Annotated in this window: 20 protein-coding genes; 14 read left to right on the forward strand and 6 right to left on the reverse strand. The window is 65.7% G+C overall.

The features are described 5' to 3' along the window. Position 1 precedes the first annotated feature (1 nt). From RQP54_RS18750 to RQP54_RS18760, 3 genes are read left to right on the forward strand one after another with little or no spacing between them, the layout of a single operon-like run. Entirely contained in the window at positions 2 to 820 is an 819-nt protein-coding gene (locus RQP54_RS18750) for a CheR family methyltransferase (RefSeq protein ID WP_315680014.1), read from the forward strand. Positions 821 to 862: 42 nt separating this feature from the next. Continuing rightward, entirely contained in the window at positions 863 to 1,561 is a 699-nt protein-coding gene (gene cheD / locus RQP54_RS18755) for a chemoreceptor glutamine deamidase CheD (protein ID WP_315680016.1), read from the forward strand. 11 nt (positions 1,562 to 1,572) lie between these two features. After that, positions 1,573 to 2,664: a chemotaxis response regulator protein-glutamate methylesterase gene (locus RQP54_RS18760; RefSeq protein WP_315680018.1), complete on the forward strand. Its 1,092-nt coding sequence runs from the start codon at positions 1,573 to 1,575 to the stop codon at positions 2,662 to 2,664. Here the strand turns inward: RQP54_RS18760 and RQP54_RS18765 are convergent. Then, a complete protein-coding gene (locus RQP54_RS18765) occupies positions 2,652 to 3,710 on the reverse strand; it encodes an AraC family transcriptional regulator (protein ID WP_315680019.1) in 1,059 nt (352 codons plus the stop codon). The genes RQP54_RS18760 and RQP54_RS18765 overlap by 13 nt on opposite strands. A 102-nt stretch (positions 3,711 to 3,812) precedes the next feature. Here RQP54_RS18765 and RQP54_RS18770 point away from each other — a divergent pair, with 102 nt between their 5' ends. The 5 genes from RQP54_RS18770 to RQP54_RS18790 all read left to right on the forward strand — a co-directional run bounded on the left by RQP54_RS18770 (position 3,813) and on the right by RQP54_RS18790 (position 9,315). Next, on the forward strand, positions 3,813 to 5,435 hold the full coding sequence (locus tag RQP54_RS18770) for a carboxyl transferase domain-containing protein (RefSeq protein ID WP_315680020.1): 1,623 nt from the start codon (positions 3,813 to 3,815) through the stop codon (positions 5,433 to 5,435). 14 nt (positions 5,436 to 5,449) lie between these two features. Beyond that, the gene (locus RQP54_RS18775; RefSeq protein WP_315680022.1) at positions 5,450 to 5,578 is read left to right on the forward strand and encodes a hypothetical protein; all 129 of its coding nucleotides are present in this window, start codon (positions 5,450 to 5,452) and stop codon (positions 5,576 to 5,578) included. Continuing rightward, positions 5,571 to 7,616 (forward strand): acetyl/propionyl/methylcrotonyl-CoA carboxylase subunit alpha, encoded by a 2,046-nt coding sequence (locus tag RQP54_RS18780; RefSeq protein WP_315680024.1) that lies wholly within the window; start codon positions 5,571 to 5,573, stop codon positions 7,614 to 7,616. Before RQP54_RS18775 ends, RQP54_RS18780 begins: the two co-directional genes overlap by 8 nt. Before the next feature lie 105 nt (positions 7,617 to 7,721). After that, entirely contained in the window at positions 7,722 to 8,645 is a 924-nt protein-coding gene (locus RQP54_RS18785) for a glyoxylate/hydroxypyruvate reductase A (protein WP_315680144.1), read from the forward strand. Then, positions 8,635 to 9,315, forward strand: coding sequence for a nitroreductase family protein (locus RQP54_RS18790; RefSeq protein WP_315680026.1), 681 nt, complete (start codon positions 8,635 to 8,637; stop codon positions 9,313 to 9,315). The genes RQP54_RS18785 and RQP54_RS18790 overlap by 11 nt, the downstream gene beginning before the upstream one ends. A gap of 1 nt (position 9,316) precedes the next feature. Here RQP54_RS18790 and RQP54_RS18795 read toward each other — a convergent pair whose 3' ends face one another. The 5 genes from RQP54_RS18795 to RQP54_RS18815 all read right to left on the reverse strand — a co-directional run bounded on the left by RQP54_RS18795 (position 9,317) and on the right by RQP54_RS18815 (position 13,885). Then, positions 9,317 to 10,477: a thiolase family protein gene (locus RQP54_RS18795; RefSeq protein WP_315680027.1), complete on the reverse strand. Its 1,161-nt coding sequence runs from the start codon at positions 10,475 to 10,477 to the stop codon at positions 9,317 to 9,319. Continuing rightward, on the reverse strand, positions 10,456 to 11,883 hold the full coding sequence (locus tag RQP54_RS18800) for an AMP-binding protein (RefSeq protein WP_315680029.1): 1,428 nt from the start codon (positions 11,881 to 11,883) through the stop codon (positions 10,456 to 10,458). Before RQP54_RS18800 ends, RQP54_RS18795 begins: the two co-directional genes overlap by 22 nt. After that, complete coding sequence (locus RQP54_RS18805; RefSeq protein ID WP_315680031.1) at positions 11,883 to 12,455, reverse strand: biotin transporter BioY; 573 nt, start codon at positions 12,453 to 12,455, stop codon at positions 11,883 to 11,885. The genes RQP54_RS18800 and RQP54_RS18805 overlap by 1 nt, the downstream gene beginning before the upstream one ends. A 104-nt stretch (positions 12,456 to 12,559) precedes the next feature. After that, positions 12,560 to 13,153: an energy-coupling factor transporter transmembrane protein EcfT gene (locus RQP54_RS18810; protein WP_315680032.1), complete on the reverse strand. Its 594-nt coding sequence runs from the start codon at positions 13,151 to 13,153 to the stop codon at positions 12,560 to 12,562. 3 nt (positions 13,154 to 13,156) lie between these two features. Continuing rightward, on the reverse strand, positions 13,157 to 13,885 hold the full coding sequence (locus RQP54_RS18815) for an ABC transporter ATP-binding protein (RefSeq protein ID WP_315680033.1): 729 nt from the start codon (positions 13,883 to 13,885) through the stop codon (positions 13,157 to 13,159). 87 nt (positions 13,886 to 13,972) lie between these two features. Between RQP54_RS18815 and RQP54_RS18820 the strand changes: the two genes are divergently transcribed. The 6 genes from RQP54_RS18820 (at position 13,973) to RQP54_RS18845 (ending at position 18,787) form a co-directional block, all read left to right on the forward strand. Beyond that, positions 13,973 to 14,881, forward strand: a complete 909-nt coding sequence (locus tag RQP54_RS18820; RefSeq protein WP_315680034.1) for a hydroxymethylglutaryl-CoA lyase — start codon at positions 13,973 to 13,975, stop codon at positions 14,879 to 14,881. Between the two features lie 2 nt (positions 14,882 to 14,883). Continuing rightward, positions 14,884 to 15,375, forward strand: a complete 492-nt coding sequence (locus RQP54_RS18825) for a YbaK/EbsC family protein (protein ID WP_315680036.1) — start codon at positions 14,884 to 14,886, stop codon at positions 15,373 to 15,375. Positions 15,376 to 15,434: 59 nt separating this feature from the next. Then, positions 15,435 to 15,614, forward strand: a complete 180-nt coding sequence (locus RQP54_RS18830; RefSeq protein WP_315680038.1) for a DUF1289 domain-containing protein — start codon at positions 15,435 to 15,437, stop codon at positions 15,612 to 15,614. Beyond that, positions 15,611 to 16,249, forward strand: a complete 639-nt coding sequence (locus tag RQP54_RS18835; protein ID WP_315680039.1) for a 2-hydroxychromene-2-carboxylate isomerase — start codon at positions 15,611 to 15,613, stop codon at positions 16,247 to 16,249. Before RQP54_RS18830 ends, RQP54_RS18835 begins: the two co-directional genes overlap by 4 nt. Before the next feature lie 73 nt (positions 16,250 to 16,322). Next, a complete protein-coding gene (locus RQP54_RS18840) occupies positions 16,323 to 18,143 on the forward strand; it encodes a DUF294 nucleotidyltransferase-like domain-containing protein (protein WP_315680040.1) in 1,821 nt (606 codons plus the stop codon). After that, a complete protein-coding gene (locus RQP54_RS18845) occupies positions 18,140 to 18,787 on the forward strand; it encodes a 3'-5' exonuclease (RefSeq protein ID WP_315680041.1) in 648 nt (215 codons plus the stop codon). Before RQP54_RS18840 ends, RQP54_RS18845 begins: the two co-directional genes overlap by 4 nt. Positions 18,788 to 18,869: the final 82 nt, after the last annotated feature.

Raw genomic sequence — 18,869 nt, forward strand, 5'->3', positions numbered from 1 at the left:
TATGACACAGGCCAAGGAATTTGCATGGACGAGCGCAGATTTCGACCGCGTGCAATCGTTGATCTACAAGCGAGCTGGCATCAGCCTGCACGATGGAAAGCATGCCATGGTGTACAGCCGCCTTTCACGGCGGCTTCGGGAAACAGGGCACAGGAGCTTTTCGGAATACCTGAGTTGGCTGGAGTCCGGGGATGGTCCTGAATGGCAGGAGTTCGTCAACGCACTGACAACCAACCTGACTTCCTTCTTTCGCGAGCATCACCACTTCGACATGCTCTCAGCGCACCTGCGGTCTGCGCATGCGCCCAAAGGCGGTTGGCGCCTTTGGTGCAGTGCGTCTTCGACAGGCGAAGAGCCCTATTCGATCGTGATGACGGCTGTTGAGTCCCTGGGCTCGCGCGAAGGCTTTTCGTTGGCCGCCAGCGACATTGATTCCCGGGTTCTGGATACGGCCCAGCGAGGCGTGTATCGCATGGATGGCATCAAAGGTGTTTCGGATGAACGCCTGCGCAAGTTTTTCCTGCGCGGCAAAGGTGCCAATGAAGGCCTGATCCAGGTGCGACCTGAATTCCGCCAAAAGATCGATTTCATGCAGGTCAATCTGGTGCGCGATGGTTGGCCATTTCGCGACCCGTTCGACATTGTTTTTTGCCGCAACGTGATGATCTACTTTGATGGCAAGACCCAGCGGGGTGTGCTTGAGCGCATCCACGCCGTCATGAAGCCGGGGGGGCTGCTGTTCGTGGGGCATGCGGAGAACTTTACGGATTCGAAGGACCTGTTTGTGCTCAAGGGAAAAACGGTATACGAGCGTCGGTAAGCATGCAGCCTCCTGGAATGGGAGGCTTGAGGAGAAAGTGCGATGAGTTTTCAGTCGGTTGGAACCAGTGGCATTGCGCGCCCCACAGCGGCGCCGAGTGGCGGCACGCGCATTCTTGCCAATGGGCGGGTATCCAGGATTGACCAGCTCAAGGCACAGCCGCGCAAGCCAGGCGAGGCCTCGTTCTTCTACGCGGATCACCACTTCCAGTACGACGCTGTCAAGGTGCTTCCGGGCGAGTACTACGTGTCCAACGAGGATTTGGTTGTGATGACGGTTTTGGGCTCCTGCATAGCCGCGTGCATCTGGGACGGCAAGGCTCGCACCGGTGGAATGAATCACTTCATGCTGCCGGAAGGGGAAGACGGCTCAGGTCGCTATGGTTCCTATGCAATGGAGCTGTTGATCAATGAAATGCTCAAGCTCGGTGCGCGGCGTGAAACCATGCAGGCCAAGGTCTTTGGTGGTGGCCAGGTGATGGCGGGGTTCACCACCATGAATGTCGGTGAGCGCAACACCAAGTTTGTGCTCGACTACCTTGCCACCGAGCGTATCCCGGTCGTATCGCAGGATGTGCTGGACATCCATCCGCGCAAGGTTTGCTTCTTTCCGGTCACGGGCAAGGCGCTCGTCAAGCGTTTGGCGCATTCCCATCCAGAAACCCTGGTGGTGGAAGAGCGCAAAGGCAATGCGGCTTCGGTGGCGAAATCGACGTCTGGCGGATCAGTGGACCTGTTCTGACAGGGTGATGTGTGAGCAAGAAAATACGTGTTGTAGTGGTCGATGACTCGGCCTTGGTCCGGTCCCTGGTGTCGGAGATCATCAATCGTCAGACGGACATGGAGTGTGTCGGGGTTGCCAATGATCCCCTGATCGCGCGGGAGATGATCCGCGAATTGAATCCGGACGTCATCACGCTCGATGTCGAAATGCCCAAGATGGATGGGCTGGATTTCCTGGAACGCCTGATGCGACTGCGGCCAATGCCCGTCGTCATGCTGTCCACCCTGACCCAGCGTGGGGCTGAAGTCACGATGCGTGCCTTGGAGCTGGGCGCCATCGATTTTGTGGCCAAGCCGCGCATCGGCCTGGCGGAGGGGCTGCGCGAGCTGTCCAGCCAGATCGTGGACAAGATTCGCATTGCCAATGCGGCCCATGTGCATCGCATAGCACGCCCCGCCGCCGTGAGTGCACCGGCAGCGGGAGAAACCCCAGCGCCGGTACGGCAGTGGTCCCTGGCTTCTCGCATCTCCACCGAAAAACTCATTGCCATTGGCGCGTCCACGGGGGGTACCGAGGCCATCAAGGACGTTCTGGTCAAGATGCCAGCCAATGCCCCGGGCATCGTCATCACCCAGCACATGCCGCCGGGTTTTACCACGAGCTTTGCAGCCCGACTCAATGGCTTGTGCCAAATCGCCGTGCAGGAGGCACGCAATGGTGAGCGTATCCTTCCGGGGCACGCCTACATTGCGCCTGGAGGCAAGCAGTTCAGTGTCGGGCGCAATGGCGCCAACTATGTCTGTGTGGTCGAAGATGGGGAGCCTGTGAACCGGCACAAACCCTCGGTCGAGGTGCTGTTCCTGTCGGTGGCAAAGGCGGCGGGTGCCAACGCCGTAGGCGTTATGCTGACCGGCATGGGCAATGATGGTGCCAGGGCCATGAAGGTCATGAAGGACAGCGGAAGCTACAACATCTGCCAGGACGAGGCTACGTGCATTGTCTTCGGCATGCCGCGCGAGGCCATTGCTGCAGGTGCTGCGGATGAGGTCCTGCCTCTGCCTGCCATTGCCGACGCCATCCAGGCGCGCCTGGGCAGTGCGTCCGATCGCTACCGCGTCTGAGCGGACGTTCCCGATTGCGATCGGTACTGCTCGGGCGTCTGTCCGGTCCAGCCCTTGAAGGCGCGCATGAAGCTCTTTTCACTGGCAAAGCCAGCCTCCTGGGCGATTTGTTTGACGGGCTTGCGGCTGCGTAACAGCAGCCCGCAGGCGATGTCCCGGCGCACTGCATCCTTGATCGCCTGCAGGCTCGCGCCTTCTTCACGCAATTGACGATGCAGGGTGCGCGGCGACATGGCTAGCCATGTCGCCAGGTGGTCCGCATTGCGCTGCAGCACAGGCTGCTGCAACAGGGCTTGCCGCACCTTGTCCACCAGCAATCGGTCACGCCGATAGGGGCGTACGGTCAGTAGCAGCGCGCGCTGCAGCATGCGTTGCAAAGCGGCTTCATCTCGGCGCACCGGCAAGGCCAGGTATCCCGCGTCAAACTGCAGTCCATGCTGCGGCGCATCGAACTCGCACGGGCCGTCGAACAGCACGCGGTAGCTGGATGCATGGGCTGGTGCACCATACCCCAACTGGGTGCGCAACAATGGGATGCGAGAGTCCGTGAGCCAACAGGCCACCCCCAATGCATTGCGCAGCGTGGACACCACACAGAATTCTTGCCACTCCCCTAGCGGCTGGCGCTCGCGCATTTGCAGGCTGGCCACGCCCTGGTCAACGTTCAAGGACAGGGCAATGCGTTCGGTCAGTAGCCCATGGTGGCGGCACCATCGCCCCAGAGCCACCCCCAATGTCGGGGCGGTGAGCGAGGCGCGCACCAACATGCCATAGCTCCCCCAAGGCAGGCGTCGCTCAAACCAGCCCAGCGCCTCATCGTCCAACTCCTCCATTGCGGCAGCGGAAACCCATTCCATCTGCAAGGTGGTGATGCGCTGCTGCGGGTTTTCCAGGGTGTGTGGCGCAATTTGTGCCCGCGCCAAGGCACCGGAAGGGTCCATTCCCCGCCTCTGGTAGGCCTGGACGATAGCGCGAACGAAAGCAATCGGCGTCTCTGCGCGGGCATTGCTGATCGCCTGCGGGCGGGAAGAAGGCTGGCTAGACATGGCTACAGTAATTGTGGCACCTTTTGCAACCAGCGTGACAGGCGTAATGTCCCGCTTCGTACTACGCTTGGGACCACTGTTTCCACTTTCGAAAGCCTATTCATGCCCGCACTGGAATCGAAACTCAATCCGCGCGCCAGCGACTTTCAGGCCAACGCCACGGCCATGCGCGCCCTGGTGGCCGACCTGAACGCCAAGATCGCCCAGGTGGAACAGGGGGGGGGTGAAGCCGCCCGTGCCAAGCACACCGCCCGCGGAAAACTGTTGCCGCGTGATCGCGTGGGAATGCTGCTGGACCCTGGCACCCCCTTCCTGGAGCTGTCGCCGCTGGCCGCGCTGGGCATGTACCCGGACCGCGACGGCAGCGACAGCGCGCCCTGCGCCGGTGTCATTGTCGGCATTGGCCGCGTCTCGGGCGTGGACTGCATGATCGTCTGCAACGACGCCACCGTGAAGGGCGGCACCTATTACCCCATGACGGTGAAGAAGCACCTGCGCGCCCAGGAAGTGGCCGCGCAGAACAACCTGCCTTGCATCTACCTGGTGGACTCGGGCGGCGCCAACCTACCGAACCAGGACGAAGTGTTTCCTGACCGCGACCACTTTGGCCGCATCTTCTTCAACCAGGCCAACATGAGCGCGCAGGGCATCGCCCAGATTGCGGTGGTCATGGGCTCGTGCACGGCCGGTGGCGCCTATGTGCCGGCCATGAGCGACGAGACCATCATCGTCAAGAACCAGGGCACCATCTTCCTCGGTGGCCCGCCGCTGGTGAAGGCCGCTACTGGCGAGGTGGTGAGTGCGGAAGACCTCGGCGGTGGCGACGTGCACACGCGCCTCTCGGGCGTGGCGGACCACCTGGCGCAGAACGACCTGCATGCGCTTTCGCTGGCACGTGAAGCGGTCGCTAACCTGAACCGCAAGAAGACCGTTGCCGCCGCCGTCAAGGCGCCGGTAGCTCCCAAATATGCAGCAGAAGAGCTGTACGGCGTGATCCCCACCGACACCCGCAAGCCCTTCGATGTCCGCGAGATCATTGCCCGCATCGTCGATGGATCGGAGATGCACGAATTCAAGCCGCGCTACGGCACCACCCTGGTGTGCGGCTTTGCACACATCGAAGGCATGCCGGTGGGCATCATCGCCAACAACGGCATCCTGTTTTCCGAGTCGGCCCTGAAGGGCGCGCATTTCATCGAACTGTGCTGCCAGCGCAAGATTCCGCTGGTGTTCCTGCAGAACATCACCGGCTTCATGGTCGGGCGCAAGTACGAGAACGAGGGCATCGCCCGCAATGGCGCCAAAATGGTGACAGCCGTGGCTACCGCCAATGTGCCCAAGTTCACCATCATCATTGGTGGCAGCTTCGGGGCCGGCAACTACGGCATGTGCGGCCGGGCCTACTCGCCCCGCTTCCTGTGGATGTGGCCGAACGCACGCATCAGCGTCATGGGCGGCGAGCAGGCCGCCAGCGTGCTGGCCACGGTGCGCCGCGATGGCATAGAAGCCAAGGGCGGCAACTGGAGTGCCGAGGAGGAAGAAGCCTTCAAGGCCCCGATCCGCCAGCAGTACGAAGTGCAGGGCCACCCCTACTTCGCCACCGCCCGCCTGTGGGACGACGGCATCATCGACCCCGCCGACACCCGCCGCGTGCTGGCCCTGGGCCTGTCGACCGCACTCAACGCACCGGTCGAGGACGTGAAGTTCGGCGTGTTCCGGATGTAATGGGAGTAGCAAAAATGTTCAAGAAGATCCTCATTGCCAATCGCGGTGACCAGCCGCAACGCGGCGCAGCGGCGAAGCCAAATTGCATGGTGCGCGTAGCGCACGCAGGCGATTTTTCCGCGATGGAGACACAGCATGTTTAAGAAAATCCTCATTGCAAATCGCGGAGAAATCGCCTGCCGCGTAGCCGCCACCGCCCGTGCCATGGCCATCCAGACGGTGGCCGTGTATTCCGATACCGACGCGTATGCCAAGCACGTGGCGGCATGCGATGAGGCGGTGCACATCGGAGGCAGCGCGCCCAAGGAAAGCTACCTGCGCTGGGAGCGCATCATCGAGGCCGCCAAGGCCACCGGAGCCCAGGCCATCCACCCCGGTTACGGCTTCCTGAGCGAGAACGAAGACTTTGCCCAGGCATGCGCTGCTGCGGGGCTGGTGTTCATCGGCCCGCCGGCGTCGGCCATCAAGGACATGGGCCTCAAGGCCGAATCCAAGCGCCTGATGGAAGCGGCCAACGTGCCCCTGGTACCCGGCTACCACGGTGCCAACCAGGATCCGGCGCTGCTGCAGGCCGAGGCTGACCGCATCGGCTACCCTGTGCTCATCAAGGCCAGCGCGGGCGGCGGTGGCAAGGGCATGCGCGCTGTGGACAAGTCGGAAGACTTTGCCGCAGCCCTGGCCTCGTGCAAGCGCGAAGCCATCAACAGCTTCGGCGACGACGCGGTGTTGATCGAGAAGTACGTGCAGCGCCCGCGCCACATCGAGATCCAGGTATTCGGCGACACCCACGGCAACTACGTCTACCTGTTCGAGCGCGACTGCTCGGTGCAGCGCCGCCACCAGAAGGTGCTGGAAGAGGCTCCGGCCCCCGGCATGACCGAAACCCTGCGCCACCAGATGGGCGAGGCGGCCGTGGCCGCGGCCCGCGCCGTGAAGTACGTGGGGGCGGGCACGGTGGAATTCATCGTCGAACAGCCCGGTGGCTACGACGCCCCCGAGCAGATGAAGTTCTACTTCATGGAAATGAACACCCGACTGCAGGTGGAGCATCCGGTGACCGAGGCCATCACCGGCCTGGACCTCGTGGAGTGGCAGTTGCGTGTCGCCGCTGGCGAGCCGCTGCCGTTGCGACAGGAAGACCTGCGCATCCAGGGCCACGCCATCGAAGCCCGCATCTGCGCCGAGAACCCCGACAACAACTTCCTGCCAGCCACCGGCACGCTGCATGTGTATGGCCTGCCGCCGCACGTCACGTTCGAGCGCGCGCCCTGTGGTGTGCGTGTGGACTCGGGCGTGCGCCAGGGCGATGCCATCAGCCCCTTCTACGACTCCATGGTGGCCAAGCTCATCGTCCACGGCCGCACCCGGGACGAAGCACTTGCGCGCCTGGACAGCGCGCTGGCCCAGACCCACATCGTGGGCCTGACCACCAACGTGCAGTTCCTGCGCCATGTCACCACCAGTGCCTCGTTTGCGCAGGCCAAGCTCGACACCGCCCTGATTCCGCGCGAGTCGGAGGTGCTGTTCAAGCAGGACAAGGTGGGCCTGCCCTTCGCCACGGCAGCTCTGGTGGCGGACACCTTGCTGGCCGAAGCCGCGCAGGCCCGCACGGCCGACGCCAGCGGCTGGGTGGACCCCTGGGCCCAGCGCGACGGCTGGCATTCCCATGGCGATGCCGAGCGCACCTTTGCGCTGGAGTATGCGGGCGAGCCGCTGCAGGCACAGCTGACCACCGTGCACGGTGCGGGCAGCCTGCAACGCAGCCTGCAGGTCGCAGGCGCTAGCCACCCCTTGCAGTTCCGCGCCGCACCGGCTGGTGCCATCGAGGTGCAGCATGGTGCGCGCCGTGCGCTCGTGCATGTGTACCGAAATGGCGAGGTAGTCCAGGTATTCACTGCGCAAGGCGCTACAACTATCGTAGCGACTGACGTGCTGGCCCACGCCGGCGAAAGCGCTGGAGAAGGCGGCCGCCTCACGGCCCCCATGCCGGGCAAGGTGGTGTCCTTTGCCGTCAAGGCGGGTGATGCCGTCAAGAAGGGGCAGCCCCTGGCGGTCATGGAAGCCATGAAGATGGAGCACACCATTGCCGCCCCGGCTGACGGCGTGGTGGCCGAGTTGCTGTTTGCACCGGGTGACCAGGTCACCGAGGGCGCCGAACTGCTCAAGCTCACCGCCGCCTGAGCTGGCGTGGCGCAAACCGGGCCGTGCCCACAAGGCAAGGCCCTGCGGTCGCGGGAGAGGGGGCGGGAGCTGCCGCATTCGGTGGAAAATGCCGGCATGTCGACATTGCGCATTACCTATTGTTCGGCGGACATGGATGCCGCCAGCTGGATTCCGGGCCTGCAGGCGGCGATTCCCGGCGCCGAGGTCACTTTGTGGGAGCCGGGGGGCCCCCCGGCTGACTACGCTGTGGTCTGGAAGCCGCCGCAGCAACTGCTTGACGAGCAGGGCCCGCACCTCAAGGCCATCTTCAACACGGGTGCCGGGGTGGATGCCATCCTGAAACTGCGCCTGCCGCCCCATGTGCCCGTCATCCGTCTCGACGACGCCGGCATGTCGGTGCAGATGGCCGAGTACGTATGCCACGCCGTCATTCGCCACTTCCGGGAATTCGATGCCTATGACCGCGATACCGACAACGGCAAGTGGTCGTTCCGCAAGCCGCGCAGCCGCGCCGAGTTTCCCGTCGGCGTGCTGGGCCTGGGTGTGCTGGGCGAGCGCGTGGCCCGTACCCTGACCCAGTTCGACTTCCCGGTGAACGGTTGGAGCCAGACCCCGAAGGACATCAGCGGAGTGGCTTGCTACCACGGCAAGGCCCAGCTGAACGACTTCCTGGCAGCCACGCGCGTGGTCGTTTGCCTGCTGCCCCTCACCCCCGAGACCGAGAACATCCTCAACGCCGACACCCTGGGGCGGCTACAGTCGGGGGGCTATGTCATCAACGTGGCGCGTGGCGCCCACCTGGTGGACGCTGACCTCATTGCGCTCATCGACAGCGGCCACCTGGCCGGTGCCCAGCTCGACGTGTTTCGCACCGAGCCCCTGCCCAAGGGCCACCCGTTCTGGGCCCACCCGAAGATCGCCATTACCCCCCACACCTCGGCCCGCACCCTGCGCAGCGAGAGCATCGCCCAGATTGCCCGCAAGATCGAGGCGCTGGAGTGTGGTCAGGCCGTTGCTGGCGTGGTGGACATGGACCGTGGCTACTGATTCGCAAGCCTGGGCGACCGGGCTGGCGCAGCGCAGTTCGGTGCGGGCCTACACGCCGCAGCCGGTGGAGCCGAAACTGCTGGTACAGCTGTTGCAGGAGGCACGCCAAGCTCCCAGCGCCTCCAATCTGCAGCCTGGTGGCTTCGTGCAGGTGTGCGGAGACGTGCGGTCCGCGCTGAGTGCCGAGCTGGCGCAGTCCTACCTGGCCGGGGCGCCATGGGACGAAGACTACGTCTATTGCTCCGAGCCCCTGACGGCTGAACTGCAGCGCCGCCGTGTCGGCGCTGCGCGGGCCCTGTACGACAGCCTGGGCATTGCCCGCAGCGACCGTGCGGCGCGGGATGCGCAGTTCGCGCGCAACTTCCGCTTCTTCGATGCGCCGGTGGCGCTCGTTGTCACCATCGAGAGCCGATTCGGCAGCGGGGCCTACCTGGACTTGGGGCTACTGCTCCACGGCTTGATGCTCTCCGCCCAGGCCCACGGGCTCGCCACCTGCGCCATCGGTGCACTCGCGTGCTATCCCGACATCGTGCGCAGGCACCTGGGGCTGGGGGAGAGCACGCACATCGTGTGCGGTCTGGCACTGGGGTATGCCGACGCCGAGCACCCCGCCAACCGCACGCGCACCGAGCGCATTGGGCTGGACGAATTCTTCCGGGTCGTCGGCTAGTTCACAGCCAGCGCACCACGGTGGCCGCGCCGATGCCACCGGCTCCTGCCACTGCGGCCAGTCCATTCGCTCCGCCGCGCCCCTGCTGCTGCAGGTCGCCCAGTACCCGCACCAGCGCCATCGCTCCCGAAGCACCAATGGGGTGGCCGCGTGCAATGCCGCCACCGCGCCGGTTAACCGTATCGGTGGACAGCCCGAGGCCGCGGCAGAAGGCCAAGCCCTGCACGGCAAAGGCATCGTGCAGTTCCACCACATCCAGGGCTTGGGGGGAAGCGATGCCACTGCGCCGCAGTGCCTCATGGGCCGCGCTTTCCGCTGCCAGCAAGGGCATGGCCGGATCGGCCCCCACCGAGGCGCTCGCGACCCACTGTGCCCTGGCTTCGATACCCAGGCGTCGGGCAGCCATCGGGCTCATCAGCAGCACCAGCGCCGCGCCGTCTGCGCGGGGCGAGATGGCCAACGTGCTAACGGCGCAGTCCGCGCTCGTGGCCTCGGCGCTTCGGGCCTGCACGGGCAGGCGCGCGGCCATGGCTGCGCCCATGGCACGCGGGTAGGCGTCGTGTGCCAGGCCTGCGACTGGAACGATTTCTGCCGCCAAGGCCTCACGCTGGGCCAGGGCCTTGGCATGGCTCTCCAGCGCGTAGCGGTCCTGCTCCATTCGTGTGACACCCTCCGCGGCGGCATAGTCGGCGGCGGCCTGCAGCAGGTCGGGGTCCCGCGCGGGGTCAGGTGCAAAGGCTGGGCGCTCGTAGGGCACGGCGGGCTCATCGGGGCTCAGTGGGCGGTGCTGGCGGATCGGGGCACGCGACCAGGCCTCGGCCCCACCGGCAACCACCACCTGTGCCTGTCCGCTGGCGATCAGGCCGACACCTACGGCAACAGCATCGAGCCCAGCACAGCATTGCGTGTCGACCGACAGGGCGGCACAGCGGTCCGGCAAACCGGCTGCCAAGGCCAGCATGCGCGCCGGGTTGCCACCGGCCCCCAATGCATTGCCCAGCACCACGGCGTCGACCGCCTCGGGTGCGACACCGGCGCGCTGCAGCAGGGCCTGCAGTACCGGTGTGCCGATGTCGTGCGCCGCCAGCGCGCGGAACGCGCCGCCGTGGGGTGCCACGGCACTGCGCGCCCATGCTGCGATCAATGCCAGGGGCTCAGCCATGGAATCTCCTGCGGGGCCTGTCGGTGCTGGTCCAGCGCCAGGCCCAGGGCGCGGTGGTCGGTCTTGCCGCTGGCGGTGAAACGCCATTGCGTGGCCACCCACAGGTGCCGCGGCAGCTTGTAGGCTTCGAGCCGCGCGCGGCACCAAGCCTGCAGTGCCTGCAGGGAGGGGCGTTCGGTTGCAGCGTTGGCCCATTGCAGTACCGCCACCACCTGCACGCCGCGCGCGGCGTCGGGCAGGCCGTGCACCGATGCGCGCGCGATGGCCGGGTGGGCTTCAAGCACGGTTTCCAACTCTTCCGGGAACAGCTTCTTGGCCAAGGTGACCAGCATGCGGCTTTCGCGCCCGGCCACGTGCAGGCGGCCTAGGGCGTCCAGGGTGCCGAGGTCGCGCACGCAGACCCAGTCGCCATCGCGCAGCGCGGCCGTGTGGTCATTGGCGTTGCCCACGTAGTCCATGAAGACCATGGGACTGCGCACGTAGATCAGCCCCTCGGGGCTGTCGGGGCTGGCGCCGCGTACGTCAATCTCCACCGTGGCAAAGGGTGTGCCTACCACGTCGTCGGGCAGGTCGGGCTGCGAGTCGGTCCAGGCAATGAAACTGGTTTCCGACGCACCGTAGAACTCGATGATGCGGGCCTGCGGAAACAGGGCCTGCAGCTCGGCCGTGCGCGCACGCGGCCAGCGCGCACCGCTGATCAGGATCAGCCGCGTGGCGGCAATGGGTGCCAGCTGGCGGTGCTGCGCCCATTCCAGCATCAGCAGCAGCTGGCTGGGCACGGCGACCAGGCAGGGGGTCTGGCCGCTGCGCAGGGTGTCCAGCGTGGCGGGGGCCGAAAACTGCTCCTGCACCACCACGCCCGCCCCGGTCCACAGACCCAGCAGCATGCCGAACAGGAACAGCGAATGGGAGTCGCGCCCCGGTGCCAGAATGGTCTGGCCTGCAGCACGCCCGAAGGTCTGCAGGCACAGGTCGAAACTTTCGGTCCAGGAACGGTGGTGGCGCCGAAAGCCCTTGGGCAGACCGGTACTGCCCGAGGTGAACCCGGTATAGAAGGGCGTCAGCGGCGTGGGGGGAGGGCAGTCGCAGGGGGCGGTGGGCAGCAGGCTCTGCACGGCTTGCAGCACGGCCGGTGGCCATAGTGGGTCACTGACTGCAGCGCAGCGTCCACTGGCAATGGTGCCCAGAAAAGCCACCAGGCGCTGCGGCAGTGGGGCGCGGGCGTCCTGCAGCACGGTGGCCGGGGCGCGCTGCTCTGCCAGGGCCTCGGCGTGGTCTTCCACGGCCTGGGCCAGCGTGGCAAAGTCCAGCTGACCGGCGTCGCTTTGGATGGCTGTTTGGCTACCCCGCTCCCGGGCCCAGCGCGCCAGGCGGCTGTGCACCAGCTCCGGGGTGGGCGCGGGCATCAGGCGCGTTGCTTGCCGAACTGCCAGTCGGGCAGACCGCGGGCCACCGTGTGGCAGACGGCAGCGGTCAGCACGCACTTGATCAGGTCACCGGGCACAAACGCAAGCGTGGCCAGAGCGGCCTTCTTCAGGTCCATGCCGGCAATGCCCATGAGGCCGAGTACGCCGCTCACATGCACTACCAGCAAACCGCCCACCAGCGAGGCCACAAAGGCGCTGCCAGCCACCGTGCGGGGCGAATCCGTGGGCAGCATCTGCATCACCAGGCCCGTGACGAGCGCGCCAATGGGGAAGGCCAGCAGGTAGCCGGCGGAGGGTGCCATAAACACGCCCAGACCCCCGCGTCCGCCCGAGAGCAGAGGCAGGCCCATGGCCACGGCGGCGAGGAACAGCGCCAACGCCTGCAGCGCCAGGCGCGGGCCCAGCAGGCAACCGGCCAGCATCACGCCCAGGGTCTGCATGGTGATCGGTACGCCAAAGGGCAGGTCGATCTTGGGGATGAGGCCCAGCACGGCCATCAGGGCGGCAAACAGTGCTACGAGGGCGATCGATTGGTTGCGGGTACGGGTCATGGTCTTGTGGTCTTCCAACGGGTGAAACAAGTTGACGTTTACGTCAACGTTAATTGTCGCAGAGGCTGGCCTGCGACTGGCTGACAGCAACGTACGGGCGCGGGTCAGTCGCCCAGGCGGAGGTCGAGTGTATCGGCAACGCGCCGGGCGGTCTGCAGCATCTGGATGGTCAGTGGTGCCAGCAGGCGAAAGCCGCCGGGCTTGCCGGTGCGCAGGCGGTGGGCGTCGTCCAGCCGGCTCCAGACCACGAAGAAATGCTCGATGAAGCGCAGCATCAGCGCCATGCCCAGCGCGAACCGCTCGGTGCGCAGGCCTACATGCTGCAGCGGTTGCAGCACCCGCTCCAGCACGGCTTGCAGCGCGGCGCTGCGGGTGGTCAGCGTCAGGGCAATGCCCAGCACGGTGGCACTCGCCATGCGCAGCACGCTGACCACGCCCACCAGGGGTTCGCCGAAGAGGGCATGGAAGCCCAGCACCAGTGCGCTGGCGATGAGCAGGGCGCGGATCAGGCGCAGCCCGTGCGCCATGGAACGCCCCAGGGACAGGTAGAGCAGGCAGGCCAATCCGAACGCGATACCCAGCCATGCAGGGGAGGAAAGCCAGAAGATGCCCGTGCCCAGCACCAGCAGGGCTGCGAGCTTCCAGCCGGCGCCGATGCCGTGCAGCCAGGTGCGGTGTTCGCTGTAGAGGCTGCCCATGGGTCAGCTGACGGTGGCGGTGCGGTCGGCGATGCGCTGGCGCACATCGGCCCGGTAGGCGGCGCAGACGGCCGCGGGGCGGCCATCGGCACGCACGCGGCCCTTGTCGAGCCAGACCACGCGGTCGAAGTCGTGCAGGTGCTCCAGCAGGTGGGTGGAGACGATGATCGGCTGCGGCACACGCGCCATGTCCTCGTGCAGCAGCGCCTGGCTAGGCAGGTCCAGGCTGGCAAAGGGCTCGTCCAACAACACCAGGGACGGGCTGCTCAGCAGGATGGCCAGCCAGCACACATGCTGGCGCTGGCCCTGGCTCAGGCTGTTGACCGAACGATCCGCCCAATCCTGCAGGCCGCGCGTGTCAAGAAAGCTGCGGGCCTGCCCAATGGCGTCGCGACGCGGTGTGCCGGTGGCGGTCAGCCCCAGTGCCAGCTCTTCCTCCACCGTGGGGAAAATGATCTGGTCGTCGGGGTTCTGGAACATCATGCCCACGCAGTTGGGCTTGCGGGTGTTGATGCGAAAGGCCTCCTCGCCCTGCACCGTGACACTGCCGGTCTGGGGTGCATCGAGACCGCAGGCCAGGCGAAACAGACTGCTCTTGCCCGCACCGTTGTCGCCAATGAGGCCGATGCGGCGTTCGTTCAGGTGCAGGGTCAGGCCGTCAAACACCAGGGTGGTGCCGCGGGTCAGCCCTGCGTTGGTAAAGCTCAGCAAAGCGGGCGCCCTTTGGGTCATGCAGGAAAGTACGTAAATATACCAATGGGCCGCGGTGGCTTGCGGTTCGCGGTTTAATCGCAGGATTGCCAATGGAGTGAATCCGCCATGCCTTTGCCTACCCGTGTCAAGTTGGTCGATGTCGGTCCGCGCGACGGACTGCAGAACGAAAAGCAGCTCATCCCCGCCGCCACCAAGATCGAACTGGTGCATCGCCTGCAGGATGCGGGCCTGACCGAAATCGAAGTTACCAGCTTCGTTTCACCGAAGTGGGTTCCGCAGATGGGCGACAACGCGGAGGTGATGGCCGGGCTGCAGCGCAAGCCCGGTGTGCGCTACTCGGTGCTCACCCCCAACCTCAAGGGCTTCGAAGCGGCGGTGTTGACCAAGCCTGACGAGATTGTGGTGTTCGGTGCGGCCAGTGAAGCCTTCAGCCAGAAGAACATCAACTGTTCCATCGCCGAAAGCATCGAGCGCTTCGCCCCGGTGGTGGAAGCGGCCAAGGCCGCGGGCATCTTTGTGCGCGGCGCCATGAGCTGCACCGTGGGCTGCCCCTACGAAGGCGACATCGCCCCCGAGCGCGTAGGCTACCTGGCCGGGCTGATGAAGGGCATTGGCGTGCAGCATGTGGGCGTGGCCGACACCATCGGAGTGGGCACCCCGCTGAAGGTGGCACGCGCCGTGGAGGCCACGCTGCAGCACTATGGCGTGGACGAAATTTCCGGCCACTTCCACGACACCTATGGCCAGGCCCTGGCCAACACCCTCATGTGCCTGCAGATGGGCATCTGGCAGTACGACACCTCGATCGCGGGCCTGGGCGGCTGCCCCTATGCCAAGGGCGCCACGGGCAACGTGGCCACCGAAGACGTGGTTTACCTATTGCACGGCATGGGCATCGAAACCGGCATTGACCTGGACAAGCTGCTGGATGCGGGTGCGTTCATCAGCGAGGCCCTGGGGCGCAAGCCCAACTCCCGCGCGGCTAACGCCTTGCTGACAAAGCGATTGGGATAAGCATGTGTGGCGCGGAATTGACCAACTTGCCTGAGGGCGTGCGGCGCGTCGCTGCGTACCTGCAGTCGCACGACCATCCCCACGGCCCGCGCATGCTCGACGACGCCGCGCGTACCGCGCAACAGGCGGCTGACGCGCTGGGCATCGATGTGGGCCAGATTGCCAAGAGCATCATCTTTCGCCGTGTGCAGGACGATGCCGCGGTGCTGGTCATCACTTCGGGCGACAAGCGGGTGGACGAGAAGAAGGTCGCCGCCCTGGTGGGTGACCTGGGCCGGGCCGACGCCAGCTTCGTCAAGGCCAAGACGGGGTTTTCGATTGGCGGTGTGGCGCCCGTGGCCCATGCCAGCACCGGCGTGGTGCTGATCGACCGCGAGCTGTTCCGGTTCAGTGAAATCTGGGCAGCGGCGGGGCACCCGCATGCCGTTTTCGCGTTGACGCCTGCGCAGCTGGAGAAGATGACCGGGGCACCGGTGGCGGAGGTTGTTGTATGACGGATGCTATTAAATTGCTAGCTTCCCGCGCAAATGCGGCGCGGGCCTACAGGCAAAACGTGCCTTCGCCTTGCGTTTCGGTGTGCCGCATGGACGAGCGCAGCGGCCTGTGCCAGGGCTGCCTGCGCACCATCGACGAGATCCGGGCCTGGAGCACCAGCGACGACGCTACCCGTCGCCAGATCTGGACCACCATCGAACAGCGCGCACGTGGCGTCGTAAGCGGGCAGATCGCATGAAGCAGATCACTTTCTACCTGGACTTCATCTCGCCCTACGCCTACCTGGCGTTCGAGCGCCTGCCGGTGGCGCTGGAAGGGCTGAGCTACGCCGTGCGCTACAAGCCCATCCTGTTTGCCGCGCTGCTCAAGCACCATGGCCAGTTGGGTCCGGCCGAGATTGCGCCCAAGCGCGACTGGACCTACCGCCAGGTGCTGTGGCAGTCGCAGCAGTTGGGCATTCCGCTGGACCTGCCGGTAAGCCACCCCTTCAACCCCCTGGCGCACCTGCGCCTGGCGGTGGCCTGTGCAGACAGCGGCGAACCCAACCGCTATGTGACCGAGACCGTATTCCGCCACGTCTGGCTGGGTGGTCATGAAGCCACCGATGCGCAGCGTCTGCAGCAGTTGCAGGCGCTTCTGGCCCCGGCGCGCGAGCCCATTGATGCCACGGTGAAGGCCCAGCTCAAGGCCCACACCGACGAGGCCTTGGCGCGCGGTGTGTTCGGCGTGCCCACTTTCGCGGTGGACGACAAGCTGTTCTGGGGGCTGGACGCTCTGCCCATGCTGCGTGCCTACCTGGAAGGCAGCGATGCCGCCTGGTTCGACGGCCCCTGGCACGCCGCTGCAAGCGTGGCGCAAGGCATACGGCGTTGAATGGCACTGGGGCGCTGAACCGGCGCGTGACCGGCATGCACCGCATGCTGCGCGCGGCCAGCCCCCAAGCGCCATGCCCAATGCCTTCAACTTTTCCGCCTCCCCGTTCGACTGCCTGACGCGCGACGAGCAGCGCCTGGTGCGCGACAACGTCGATGTGGCCTACTTCCCACGCGGCGCCACGGTGCTGGACCGCGGTGCCACGCCCGACCACCTGTATGTGCTGATCAAGGGTTTTGTCACCCAGTACGACGGCGAGGACGTCGTGACCACCTACGGCCCGGACGACAGCTTTGACGGCCGCTCGCTGATGGCGGGCAAGGTGGGCAACCGCTTCGTCGCCACCGAGGAGGTGGTGGCCTACCAGTTGGCGAAGAAGGCCGTTACCGACCTGATCGCCTCCAACGCCAGTTTTGGCGCGCTGCTATTTGCGGAGCTGAGCGACAAGCTCCAGTCCATCGCGGCGCGCAAGAGCCAGCACGAGGTCGAGTCGCTGACCATGGCCCGTGTGGACGAGGCCTTCATCCGACCGGCCATCTTTGTGGAGCCGCAGACCGACATCCTGGCGGTGGTGCGCTTGCTGCAGGAGCAGCGGGCATCGAGCGTGCTGGTGCGCGGCGCACAGCCGGACGCACCCATGGGTATCTTCACGTCCACCATGGTGCAGAAAGCCGTGCTCGACGGACGCCCCTTGGACCGATTGCCGGTGGCCGAGCTGGCGAACTTCGCGGTCATCACCGTGCGGCCTTCCGACCAGCTGGGCGAGGCCATGGCCAGCATGCTGCGCCACCGCGTGCACCGCGTGGTGGTGCAGGACGGGGACACCATCCACGGCGTGCTCGAAGCCCTGGACCTGTTCAGCTACATGGCGAACCAGTCGCACCTGATCACCGAGCGCATCGAGGAGGCGCGTGACCTCGACGGCCTGAGCCAGGCCGCGGCCCAGATCACGCGCATGATCGCCTCGATGTACCGCAGTGGCACCCGCGTGCACCTCATTGCCACCTTGGTGCAGCAGCTCAACGCCCGCCTGTTCGAACGCGCCTGGCAGCTCATCGCGCCGCCGGAACTGGTGGCCAACAGCTGCCTGTTCGTCATGGGCAGCGAAGGGCGTGGCGAGCAGCTGCTCAAGACCGACCAGGACAACGGACTCATCCTGCGTGACGGCTATGAGCCGCCGCCTCAGCTCGACATGCTGTGCGTGCGTTTTTCCGAGGCGCTCAAGGGCTTCGGTTACCCCGTGTGCCCGGGCGGCATCATGGTGAGCAACCCGGCTTGGCGCGGCGACGTGACCCGTTTCACCCGCACCACGCGGCAGTGGCTGCTGCTGCCCAGCGAAGAGGGGCTGATGAACCTGGCCATCTTCATGGATGCCCACGCCGTGTGCGGCGATGCGAGCCTGCTGGCGCAGGTGCAGTCCGCCTTGATGCAACTGGCCACCGACAACGACGCCACGCTGGCGCGGTTTGCCTCCGCCATCGACGCCTTTTCCAGCAGCACCGGCTGGTGGAACCGCCTGCTGGGGCTGGACACCGTGGAGCACCTGAACCTGAAGAAGGAAGGCATCTTCCCGCTGGTGCATGGCGTGCGCAGCCTGGCGCTGGCCCACCACATCACTGCCACCAGCACCGAAGCGCGGCTCAACGCCCTGGTGGAGCAGGGCCACCTGGCGGCCGACATGGCGGCCGACCTGAATGAGAGTCTGCAGTTCTTCATGGGGCTCAAGCTCAAGGCCGGGTTGCTGGAGCTGGACACCGACAAGCCGGTGTCGGGCACGGTGGACGTGGCCCAGCTCAGCAGCCTGGACCGCGACCTGCTGAAAGACACGCTGGGCGTGGTGAAGCGCTTTCGCACCCTGCTGCGCCAGCGCTTCCGGCTGGACGTGGTGTCGTGAGCACCTGGCTGTCGCCCTGGCGCGCGCTCAAGCGCGAGTGGCTGCTCTACCACCTGGGCCTGCCCGAATTCCGCTTCATGTTCGACGTGCCCCCGCCCAACGAGTGGGTGTCGCTGGACTGCGAGACCACCGGGCTGAACGTTCGCAGCGACGAGATCATCTCCATCGGTGCGGTGCGCATCGTCGGCAACCGCATCCTGACCAGCGAGCGCCTGGAGCTGCTGGTGCGCCCAGAGAAAGGCGTGTCGGCCGAGAGCGTGCGCATCCACCGCCTGCGCGAGCAGGACGTGGCCCAGGGCCTGCCCATCGACGAGGCCATGAAGCGCCTGATGCACTTCATCGGCAGCCGCCCGCTGGTGGGCTACTACCTCGAATTCGACGTTGCCATGATCAACCGCGCCCTGTTTCCCCTGCTGGGCATGGGCCTGCCGCAACCGCAGGTGGAGGTGTCGAGCCTGTACTACGACTACAAGTTCCGCCAGCTACCCAACTACCAGCAACAGGGCAACGCCAACATCGACCTGCGTTTTGCCACGCTCATGGACGACCTGGGCTTGCCGCAACGCGATGCGCACGATGCGCTCAATGACGCGGTGATGGCGGGGCTGGCGTTCATCAAGTTGAGGGAGTTGCGGGGGGAGTAGGGGCGTGGGCCCCAAGGTTCGGGCTGGTGCGTCTGGAGTGGCTCCACGGTATGATCCAGCCGTATTTCCCAGTTGGAGAAGA

The sequence above is a fragment of the Curvibacter sp. APW13 genome (assembly GCF_032337135.1).
Lineage (GTDB): Bacteria > Pseudomonadota > Gammaproteobacteria > Burkholderiales > Burkholderiaceae_C > Allorhodoferax.